Genomic DNA, 8,997 nt, shown 5'->3' with positions numbered 1-8,997 from the left:
CGACCACTAGGTTAGAGGTGCTGCTCCACCATGGGCAGCGCGACCGTCTTTCGTCACAGGAGACCCAACGTGACCCAGAAACAGACGCTGACCGTCCGCGACAACCGTACCGGCGACGAGTACGAACTCGACATCACCGACGGCACGATCCGCGCGAGCGACGTGGGCAAGATCGGCAAGACCGGTGAGGAGCCCGGACTCGCCGTCTACGATCCCGGCTTCACCAACACGGCCTCGACCCGCAGCGCGGTGACCTACATCGACGGCGATCGCGGCATCCTCGAGTACCGCGGCTACCCCATCGAGCAGCTGGCCGAGTCCTCGACCTTCCTCGAGGTGGCCTACCTGCTCATCCACGGCGAACTGCCCACCAAGGAGCAGCATGACCAGTGGGTGCACGAGATCACGTTCCACACGTTCGTGCACGAGAACCTCAAATCGCTCATGCAGGGCTTCCGCTACGACGCGCACCCGATGGGGATGCTGCTGTCGAGCGTGGGGGCCCTGTCCACGTTCTACCCCGAGGCCCGCAACATCAAGGACCCCCAGGTCCGCCATGAGCAGATCGTCCGGCTCATCGCCAAGATGCCGACGCTCGGCGCCTGGTCGTTCCGCCACGCGCAGGGCAAGCCGTACGTCTACCCGGACAACGATCTGACGTACACCGAGAACTTCCTCTCGATGCTCTTCCGCATGAGCGAGTCCAAGTACGAGCCGGACCCGCGCCTCAGCAAGGCCCTCGAGGTGCTGTTCATCCTCCACGCGGACCACGAGCAGAACTGCTCCACGAACGCCGTGCGTTCGGTCGGTTCCAGCCAGGTCGATCCGTACTCGGCGGTCAGCGCGGGCATCGCGGCGCTCTACGGCCCGCTGCACGGCGGCGCCAACGAAGCCGTGCTGCGCATGCTCAAGCGCATCAAGACGAAGGACAACGTTCCGGCCTTCATCGAGGGCGTCAAGAACGGCGACGAGCGTCTGATGGGCTTCGGGCACCGGGTCTACAAGAACTATGATCCGCGGGCCAAGATCATCAAGAAGGCCACCGAGGACGTCTTCGAGGTCACGGGCGTCAATCCGCTCCTGGAGGTCGCGCAGGAGCTCGAGAAGATCGCGCTCGAGGACGAGTACTTCGTGTCGCGCAAGCTCTACCCGAACGTCGACTTCTACTCGGGTCTCATCTACGAGGCGCTGCAGTTCCCGCCGGAGATGTTCACGGTGCTGTTCGCCATCCCGCGCACCGCGGGCTGGCTGGCCCAGTGGCTGGAGCTCGTCGACGACCCGGAGCAGAAGATCGCTCGCCCCAAGCAGATCTACACCGGCGAGCGCCAGCTCGACTTCATCCCGGCCGCCCAGCGCTGGAGCTGAGGTTTACCAGGAGAAGTAGAGAAACTTCCCGCAACGGGGAGATCGCGGTCAGCAGTTGACCGCGATCCTCCCCGTTGTCGTTGGTCGGCCGCCGTGACCTCGTCAGAAGCGGCGAAAGCTAGGCTGGTGCGGTGCGCATGCGGATCGACCTCGCCTATGACGGGACCGACTTTCGGGGATGGGCGACCCAGCCGGGGCTACGCACGGTGCAAGGTGAGCTGGAGGCGGCGCTCGCGACCGTCCTGCGCCTCCCCGAGCCTCCGCAGGTGACCTGCGCGGGCCGCACCGACGCCGGCGTTCACGCTCGCGGGCAGGTCGCTCACGTCGACGTCGACTCTCATCCGGGCGTGCTCGAACGACGCCTGCGCCGGATCGTGCCGCAGGACATCCGGATCAAGTCGGTCACAGCCGCGCCCGAGCACTTCGACGCCCGGTTCGCGGCACTCGAACGCCGCTACATCTACCGGATGACGGACCACCCCGCGGGCCCTGATCCGCTCGCGCGACGCATGATCGTGGCGCATCCACGGCCCCTGAACATCGACCTGATGAACGAAGCCGCCCAGCACCTGCTCGGCGAGCACGACTTCGCCGCGTTCTGCAAGCGACGCGAGGGGGCTACGACCGTCCGCACGCTCCTCGACCTGCGCACCATCCGCGGCGGCGAGACCCTCGCGACGACGGTGCGAGCGGACGCGTTCTGCCACTCGATGGTCCGGTCGCTCATGGGGTGCCTCGTGGCCGTGGGCGAGCGCCGGTATCCGCCCGAGTTCGCCGCCGAGATCCTCGCCGGACGTGAGCGGGACCCGAGGGTGAAGGTCATGCCGGCGCACGGCCTCGTGCTCGAGGAGGTCCGCTACCCCGCCGACGACCAGCTCGCGGAGCGGGTCCAGCAGTCACGTCGTCGGCGCGACGAGCCATGACCGTCCGCAGCGCCGGCATCCTGCTGTTCCGCCGCAGCCCCGATGTCGAGGTCCTGCTCGGTCACATGGGTGGTCCGTTCTGGTCGCGCAAGCACGAGGGCGCGTGGTCGATCCCCAAGGGCGAGGTCGAGCCTGACGAAGATCCGTGGGCGGCGGCCTGCCGCGAGTTCGGGGAGGAACTCGGCGTGCCGCTCCCCACCGGCACACGGCTTCCGCTCGGCGAGGTGCGCCAGTCGCGCAAGCTCGTCGAGGCATGGGCTGTGGAAGGAGACCTCGACCCGGCCAGGATCACTCCGGGGACGTTCGAGATGGAGTGGCCGCCTCGGTCGGGCACCAGGCAGCAGTTCCCCGAGGTCGATCGCGTCGAGTGGTTCGACCTCGACACCGCGTCCGAGGTCATCGTGGCGGGCCAGCGCGCACTCCTCGACCGGCTGCGCGCGCAGCTCGGCTGAGCCCGTTCGCCCGCCTCCGCGTTCTGCCGCCCTTCCCGTCGCGCTCGTCTCGTTCGCAGTGCTCGCCGAGTGGCGCACAATGGGGACGATCAGCGCATAATCTGACCCATTCTGCGGCACTCGGTGGTCACTTTGCGCCACTCGCCGACACGAGCAGAGGACTCAGTCGACCGCTTCGAGCCGGCGCCGCGACGGCACGGCGATCCGATCCAGATCCTCCGCGACGAGCACCTCAGCATCCTCGGCCACGGCGCGTGCCTCCTCCCCCAGCGGCGCGGCATCGGGGTAGCGCGCCGAGAAGTGCGTGAGCACCAACCGCCGCACGCCGCCGCGGGCAGCCAGCCGTCCGGCCTGCCGCGCGGTGAGATGCCGGTACTCGACGGCCAACTCGGCCTCCGACTCGGCGAACGTCGACTCGGTCACGAGCAGATCGGCACCCTCGGCGATCTGCTCGGCCCCCTCGCACCAGGCGGTGTCCATCACGAAGCCGAATCGCTGGCCAGGCCGGTGCACGCTGACGTCCTCCAGCCTGACGTCACCGAGCCGCCCCTCGCGCTGCAACCGCCCCACGTCTGCACCCGAGATGCCGCTAGCGGCGAGCCTCCCTGGAAGCATCGTGCGTCCGGCCGGTTCCGCGAGCTGGTACCCGTAGGTCTCGACGCGGTGGTGCAACGGATGCACCTCCAGCCCTGGCGCGATGGCGCCCGCTACGCCATGCGGGTGCAGACGAAGATCGACGCCGGGCGACGCGACGGAGACCAAGGCACGCACAACCCCCTCGCCAGTCGCGGGGTAGTGCAGGTGCACGGGATGGTCGACGCCGTCGAGCGCCATCCGTGAGAGCACGCCGGGCAGGCCATAGCAGTGGTCGCCGTGCACGTGCGTCAGACAGATGCGGTGGATCTGGTGCGCGGAGACTCCTGCTCGGATCATCTGCCGCTGGGTCCCCTCCCCCGGGTCGAACAGCAGGCCCTCCCCGTCCCACAACAGCACGTAGCCGTTGTGGTTGCGCTCGCGAGTGGGCGCTTGGGAGGCGGTCCCGAGGACGACGAACTCACGCATGCTACGAGTCTGTCGCCCTCGGCCCGCCGCCGCTCGCCCGCCCGCGAGTGGCGCAAAGTGAGGGCCGAGTGGCGCAGAATGGGTCGGCTAGGCCCGCGATCAGCCCCATCTTGCGCCACTCGCGGGGAGGGGAAGCGCGGGCCGGGGTGCGCCGTAGGCTGGACCCGTGGCCGATCACTACTTCGACGCCGACCCGAACGTGGCGGAACGGCGCCGCGACATCACCGTGTCGGTCTGGGGCACGGAGCGCACGTACACCACGGCGACGGGGGTGTTCTCGCACCAGGGCCTCGACAAAGCCACCGACGTCCTCCTGCGCCACAGCACTCCCCCGCTCAGCCCCGGCACTGTGCTCGACCTGGGCTGCGGATGGGGCGCGATCGCGTGCTCACTCGCGGCGGAGGGACTGACGGCCTGGGCGGTCGACGTCAACGACCGCGCCCTGGAACTCACTCGCTACAACGCCGAGCGCCACGCCCTCGACGTCACGGCGTGTCGTCCTGAGGAGGTGCCGCCCGACCTCACGTTCGACGCGATCTGGTCGAATCCGCCGATCCGGATCGGCAAGCAGGCTCTGCACGAGCTGCTGTCGACCTGGCTGCCCCGGCTCAGCGGGAGCGGCGAAGCCCGCCTCGTGGTGGGCAAGAATCTCGGCGCGGACTCGTTGCACCGCTGGCTCGAGTCCGAGGGCTACCCCACCACCCGTGAGGCCAGTGAGAAAGGCTTCCGCGTGCTGTCGGTCCGGCGCCCCTAGCCACTGTCGGTGCTGAGCGCCATGGTGGAACCATGGTGATCGAGGTGCGTCCGGCGGAGGTTTTCGATGACCTCGCCACGATGGTGGGCCCGAAACGGCCGGACGCCAACGTGTGCTGGTGTCTGAGTTATCGCATCCCCAACTCGCTCAACCGCGAACTCACCGGGACCGCGCGTGGTGACTACGTGCGCGAGCTGATGCGCGAGGGCCCACCCGGCGTGCTCGCGTACGACGAGGGCGACGTCGTCGGGTGGGCCGCCGTCCACCCTCGCCGCGACACGAGCTTCGCTACCAACCGCAAGATCCCTCATGTGGACGACCTCGACGTCTGGTCGGTGTGGTGCCTCCGCGTCCGGCCGGGATTCCGCGGGCGCGGGATCTCCCATCAGCTGCTCGAGGGGGCGGTGGCGTACGCCCGCGCGAGCGGTGCGCCCGCGATCGAGGGATACCCGGTCGACAACGCAGGGCAGAAGGTCGACCTCACCATGGCCTACGTGGGTACGCGACGGCTCTTCGAACGCGCCGGGTTCCACAAGGCCGCCGACACGTCGTCGGTCCTCAACGGATTCCCGCGCGTGCTCATGCGCCTGCACCTCGACTGACGCTGCACCCGCAACGCCGAAGGCCCCCGACACCAGCGGTGTCGGGGGCCTTCGAGCGGGTACTTACTTGGACTCGTCTTCGGCGTCAGCCTCGGTCGACTCCTCGGCCGGAGCCTCCGCGGTCTCGTCGGCGACGGTCTCCTCGGCCGGAGCCTCGGCAGCCGGCTCCTCGACGGGGGCCGCGGCAGTCTCAGCCTTGGGCGCCGAAGCGTCGAACTCCTTGGCCTCCACGATCTCGATCACGGCCATGGGGGCGTTGTCGCCCTTCCGGGGGCCGATCTTCGTGATGCGCGTGTAGCCGCCCGGGCGGGTGGCCATGGCCGGGCCGATCTCGGTGAAGAGCGCGTGCACGACGCCCTTGTCACGGATGACCTTGAGCACCTGACGGCGGTTGGCCAGCGTGTCGACCTTGGCCTTGGTGATGAGCTGCTCGGCGTACGGACGCAGACGGCGGGCCTTGGCCTCGGTCGTCGTGATCTTGCCGTGCTCGAACAGCGACTGAGCCAGGTTGGCCAGGATCAGGCGCTGATGCGAGGGGCTGCCGCCGAGGCGTGCTCCCTTGGTGGGGGTGGGCATGTTGTCACTCCAGTCTCAGAGAACTTGGGTTCCATGGGGACGATCCACGGAACAGTTCAGTATTGTTCGTCCTCGGCGTAGCTCGCGTCGTCGTCGTAGTTGTCGACGACCGCGCTGGGATCGAATCCGGCGGGGCTGTCCTTGAGGGCCAGACCCATCTCGGCCAGCTTGGCCTTGACCTCGTCGATCGACTTCGAGCCGAAGTTGCGGATGTCCAGCAGATCCTGCTCGCTGCGCCCGATGAGCTCACCCACGGTGTGGATGCCCTCACGCTTGAGGCAGTTGTACGAGCGGACCGTGAAATCGAGATCCTCGATCGGCAGGGCGAGATCGGCGGCGAGCGCCTCGTCGACCGGCGACGGACCGATGTCGATGCCCTCGGCCTCGACGTTGAGCTCACGGGCGAGACCGAAGAGCTCGACGAGGGTCGAACCGGCCGACGCGATCGCGTCGCGCGGCAGGATCGACGGCTTCGTCTCGACGTCGATGATGAGCTTGTCGAAGTCGGTGCGCTGCTCGACACGCGTGGCCTCGACCTTGTACGTGACCTTCAGGACCGGGCTGTAGATCGAGTCGATCGGCATGCGGCCGATCTCTTCCTCGCCGGTCTTGTTCTGAGCGGCCGACACGTAGCCACGGCCCCGCTCGACGACGAGCTCGATCTCGAGCTTGCCCTTGTCGTTGAGGGTCGCGATGTGCAGGTCGGGGTTGTGCACCTCGACACCCGCCGGCGGCGTGATGGCCGCCGCGGTGACGTCGCCCGCGCCCTCGGAGCGCAGGTACATCACGACGGGCTCATCGTTCTCGGAGGAGACGACGAGGTTCTTGAGGTTGAGGATGATCTCGGTGACGTCCTCGGTGACACCGGGGATGGTCGAGAACTCGTGCAGAACGCCGTCGATCTTGATCGACGTGACGGCCGCACCCGGGATGGAGCTCAGCAGCGTGCGACGCAGCGAGTTGCCGAGGGTGTAGCCGAAGCCCGGCTCGAGGGGCTCGATGACGAACCGCGAACGGAAGTCGTCGACGACCTCTTCGGTCAGGACGGGACGCTGTGCAATCAGCATGGTGACTGTTCCTTTCCGAGCCGACCGCTATTTGACGGCTCGGGTCAATGGACGGTGGTAGAAGCGATCAGATCTTCGAGTAGAACTCGACGATGAGCTGCTCCTGGATCGGGACGACGATCTGCTCGCGGACCGGGGTCTGGTGAACCAGGATCCGACCGCGCTCAGGCGAGACGTCCAGCCACCCGGGAACGGTGTCCGGGTCGTGGGTCTCGCGCGCCACGATGAAGGGCGTCATCTCCAGGGACTTGGGGCGCACGTCGATGATGTCGTGCTTGCTGACCTGGAAGGACGGGATGTTCGTCTTGACGCCGTTGACCAGGAAGTGACCGTGGGTCACGAGCTGGCGGGCGTGACGACGCGTACGCGCCAGGCCGGCGCGGTACACGACGTTGTCGAGACGGCTCTCGAGCAGCGCGAGCAGGTTGTCACCGGTCTTGCCGGGCTTGCGGTGCGCGGTCTCGTAGTACTTGCGGAACTGCTTCTCCAGCACGCCGTAGGTGTAACGCGCCTTCTGCTTCTCCTGCAGCTGGGTGCGGTACTCCGACTCCTTGACGCGCGCGCGGCCGTGCTGGCCGGGGGCGTAGGGACGGCGCTCGAAGGCCTTGTCCCCACCGACGAGGTCGACGCCGAGGCGGCGCGACTTCTTGGTGAGGGGTCCGGTGTAACGGGCCATGGGTGAAAACTCCTAGGAAAGAATCGACGCGGTCGTCAGAGACGACGGTGCTTGGGCGGACGGCAGCCGTTGTGCGGCGTGGGGGTCACGTCGGAGATGGTGCCGACCTCCAGGCCGACGCCACTGAGCGACCGGATCGCCGTCTCGCGGCCCGAACCCGGACCCTTCACGAAGACGTCGACCTTCTTCATGCCGTGCTCCATCGCCTGACGGCCGGCGGCCTCGGCGGCCATGCCAGCGGCGTAGGGCGTCGACTTGCGCGAGCCCTTGAAACCGACGGTTCCGCCGGAGGCCCACGCGATCACCGCACCGGAGGGATCGGTGATCGTCACGTGCGTGTTGTTGAACGTGCTCTTGATGTGGGCCTCGCCCTGAGCGACGTTCTTCTTCTCCTTGCGGCGCACCTTCTTGGCGCCAGTGTTCTTGGGAGGCATCGTCTAACTCACTTCTTCTTTCCGGCGACGGTGCGCTTCGGGCCCTTGCGCGTACGGGCATTGGTCTTGGTGCGCTGGCCACGGACGGGCAGGTGCGCCCGGTGGCGGCGACCCTGGTAGCTGCCGATCTCCATCTTGCGGCGGATGTCGGCGGTGATCTCACGGCGGAGATCACCCTCGACCTGGTAGTTGCCCTCGATGTGGTCACGGAGCGCGACGAGCTGGTCGTCGGTGAGCTCGTGGACGCGAGTGCTCGGGTCGATGCCGGTCGCGGCAAGGGTCTCGGCGGCGCGGGTACGGCCGACGCCGAAGATGTACGTGAGTGCGATCTCGATGCGCTTCTCGCGCGGGAGATCGACTCCAATGAGGCGTGCCATGGTGGCAGTTCCTTTCCTTCAACAGAGGTGTGGACGCCTGAGGCATCCCGGCCGCCTTCCGAGGGGATACTCCCCTCGGGCCGGGCCCCGGCCTCTGCGCCGGGGGTGGCGCCTGCTCACGCAGGCGAGCCGTCAGACGATGGGTGCTGTGTGAAGAAGCTGCTGACGCAGCTGCTCAGCCCTGGCGCTGCTTGTGGCGCGGGTTCTCGCAGATCACCATGACGCGGCCGTGGCGACGGATCACCTTGCACTTGTCACAGATCTTCTTCACGCTCGGGTTGACCTTCATCGAGAAACTCTCTCTTCGGTGCGAACGTGACGATTTACTTGTAGCGGTAGACGATGCGACCGCGGGAGAGGTCGTACGGCGAGAGCTCCACCACGACGCGGTCCTCGGGGAGGATGCGGATGTAGTGCTGACGCATCTTGCCCGAGATGTGCGCGAGGACCTTGTGGCCGTTGGCCAGCTCCACGCGGAACATCGCGTTGGGCAGGGCCTCGATGACCGAGCCCTCCATCTCGATGACGCCTTCTTTTTTCGCCATGACCTCTTCTTCGGTTGCCTTCATCGACCTGACCACGCCACGCGCGTCACCCACCGCACGAAGCGGCTACCCGAGGGCAGGGGAAAACGCGCCTGACAAGGCCGACTCCCCATGATACTCAGCCGACCGCGCCAGACTCAAATCGGGATTCGTCCTGCTCACCG

Annotated in this window: 13 protein-coding genes; 5 read left to right on the top strand and 8 right to left on the bottom strand. The window is 67.5% G+C overall.

The window, feature by feature from the left end; translation table 11 throughout:
• Positions 1–69: 69 nt before the first annotated feature.
• From EHW97_RS00700 to EHW97_RS00690, 3 genes are all read left to right on the top strand, one after another.
• Entirely contained in the window at positions 70–1,365 is a 1,296-nt protein-coding gene (locus tag EHW97_RS00700) for a citrate synthase (protein WP_243696245.1), read from the top strand.
• 137 nt (positions 1,366–1,502) lie between these two features.
• Positions 1,503–2,288 carry a tRNA pseudouridine(38-40) synthase TruA gene (gene truA / locus EHW97_RS00695; protein WP_124235416.1) on the top strand — a complete coding sequence of 262 codons (786 nt, stop codon included), beginning with the start codon at positions 1,503–1,505 and terminating at the stop codon, positions 2,286–2,288.
• Positions 2,285–2,740 (top strand): NUDIX hydrolase, encoded by a 456-nt coding sequence (locus EHW97_RS00690; protein ID WP_124235246.1) that lies wholly within the window; start codon positions 2,285–2,287, stop codon positions 2,738–2,740. Before truA ends, EHW97_RS00690 begins: the two co-directional genes overlap by 4 nt.
• Positions 2,741–2,902: 162 nt before the next feature.
• Here EHW97_RS00690 and EHW97_RS00685 read toward each other — a convergent pair whose 3' ends face one another.
• Entirely contained in the window at positions 2,903–3,802 is a 900-nt protein-coding gene (locus EHW97_RS00685; protein WP_124235245.1) for a ribonuclease Z, read from the bottom strand.
• A gap of 166 nt (positions 3,803–3,968) precedes the next feature.
• On the opposite strand from EHW97_RS00685, the gene EHW97_RS00680 reads away from it, so the two are divergent.
• Complete coding sequence (locus EHW97_RS00680; protein WP_124235244.1) at positions 3,969–4,556, top strand: class I SAM-dependent methyltransferase; 588 nt, start codon at positions 3,969–3,971, stop codon at positions 4,554–4,556.
• A 32-nt stretch (positions 4,557–4,588) separates the two neighbouring features.
• Positions 4,589–5,158, top strand: a complete 570-nt coding sequence (locus tag EHW97_RS00675) for a GNAT family N-acetyltransferase (protein WP_124235243.1) — start codon at positions 4,589–4,591, stop codon at positions 5,156–5,158.
• Positions 5,159–5,221: 63 nt separating this feature from the next.
• On the opposite strand, the gene rplQ is transcribed toward EHW97_RS00675, so the two are convergent.
• The 7 genes from rplQ to infA all read right to left on the bottom strand — a co-directional run bounded on the left by rplQ (position 5,222) and on the right by infA (position 8,833).
• Positions 5,222–5,734, bottom strand: a complete 513-nt coding sequence (gene rplQ, locus EHW97_RS00670) for a 50S ribosomal protein L17 (RefSeq protein ID WP_124235242.1) — start codon at positions 5,732–5,734, stop codon at positions 5,222–5,224.
• A 56-nt stretch (positions 5,735–5,790) separates the two neighbouring features.
• The gene (locus EHW97_RS00665) at positions 5,791–6,801 is read right to left on the bottom strand and encodes a DNA-directed RNA polymerase subunit alpha (RefSeq protein ID WP_124235241.1); all 1,011 of its coding nucleotides are present in this window, start codon (positions 6,799–6,801) and stop codon (positions 5,791–5,793) included.
• Between the two features lie 67 nt (positions 6,802–6,868).
• Entirely contained in the window at positions 6,869–7,477 is a 609-nt protein-coding gene (rpsD, locus tag EHW97_RS00660) for a 30S ribosomal protein S4 (protein WP_121793524.1), read from the bottom strand.
• Between the two features lie 35 nt (positions 7,478–7,512).
• Positions 7,513–7,911 (bottom strand): 30S ribosomal protein S11, encoded by a 399-nt coding sequence (gene rpsK / locus EHW97_RS00655; RefSeq protein WP_121793523.1) that lies wholly within the window; start codon positions 7,909–7,911, stop codon positions 7,513–7,515.
• Positions 7,912–7,919: 8 nt separating this feature from the next.
• Positions 7,920–8,288: a 30S ribosomal protein S13 gene (rpsM, locus tag EHW97_RS00650; RefSeq protein WP_124235240.1), complete on the bottom strand. Its 369-nt coding sequence runs from the start codon at positions 8,286–8,288 to the stop codon at positions 7,920–7,922.
• 175 nt (positions 8,289–8,463) lie between these two features.
• Positions 8,464–8,577, bottom strand: a complete 114-nt coding sequence (gene rpmJ, locus EHW97_RS00645; protein WP_008361054.1) for a 50S ribosomal protein L36 — start codon at positions 8,575–8,577, stop codon at positions 8,464–8,466.
• Between the two features lie 34 nt (positions 8,578–8,611).
• Positions 8,612–8,833 (bottom strand): translation initiation factor IF-1, encoded by a 222-nt coding sequence (infA, locus tag EHW97_RS00640; RefSeq protein ID WP_121793521.1) that lies wholly within the window; start codon positions 8,831–8,833, stop codon positions 8,612–8,614.
• Positions 8,834–8,997: the final 164 nt, after the last annotated feature.

Source organism: Aeromicrobium camelliae, assembly GCF_003850045.1.
Classification (GTDB): domain Bacteria; phylum Actinomycetota; class Actinomycetes; order Propionibacteriales; family Nocardioidaceae; genus Aeromicrobium; species Aeromicrobium camelliae.
The sequence above is the reverse complement of the archived record's forward strand: the minus strand, read 5'-3'. Positions and strand labels throughout refer to the sequence as shown.

Excerpts from the sequence above, each read along its gene's own strand:
- EHW97_RS00690 (WP_124235246.1), top strand. The coding sequence starts at position 2,285 with ATGACCGTCCGCAGCGCCGGCATCCTGCTGTTCCGCCGCAGCCCCGAT.
- EHW97_RS00685 (WP_124235245.1), bottom strand. The coding sequence starts at position 3,802 with ATGCGTGAGTTCGTCGTCCTCGGGACCGCCTCCCAAGCGCCCACTCGC.
- infA (WP_121793521.1), bottom strand. The coding sequence starts at position 8,833 with ATGGCGAAAAAAGAAGGCGTCATCGAGATGGAGGGCTCGGTCATCGAG.
- rplQ (WP_124235242.1), bottom strand. The coding sequence starts at position 5,734 with ATGCCCACCCCCACCAAGGGAGCACGCCTCGGCGGCAGCCCCTCGCAT.
- EHW97_RS00675 (WP_124235243.1), top strand. The coding sequence starts at position 4,589 with ATGGTGATCGAGGTGCGTCCGGCGGAGGTTTTCGATGACCTCGCCACG.
- rpsK (WP_121793523.1), bottom strand. The coding sequence starts at position 7,911 with ATGCCTCCCAAGAACACTGGCGCCAAGAAGGTGCGCCGCAAGGAGAAG.
- rpsM (WP_124235240.1), bottom strand. The coding sequence starts at position 8,288 with ATGGCACGCCTCATTGGAGTCGATCTCCCGCGCGAGAAGCGCATCGAG.
- rpmJ (WP_008361054.1), bottom strand. The coding sequence starts at position 8,577 with ATGAAGGTCAACCCGAGCGTGAAGAAGATCTGTGACAAGTGCAAGGTG.
- EHW97_RS00665 (WP_124235241.1), bottom strand. The coding sequence starts at position 6,801 with ATGCTGATTGCACAGCGTCCCGTCCTGACCGAAGAGGTCGTCGACGAC.
- truA (WP_124235416.1), top strand. The coding sequence starts at position 1,503 with ATGCGGATCGACCTCGCCTATGACGGGACCGACTTTCGGGGATGGGCG.
- rpsD (WP_121793524.1), bottom strand. The coding sequence starts at position 7,477 with ATGGCCCGTTACACCGGACCCCTCACCAAGAAGTCGCGCCGCCTCGGC.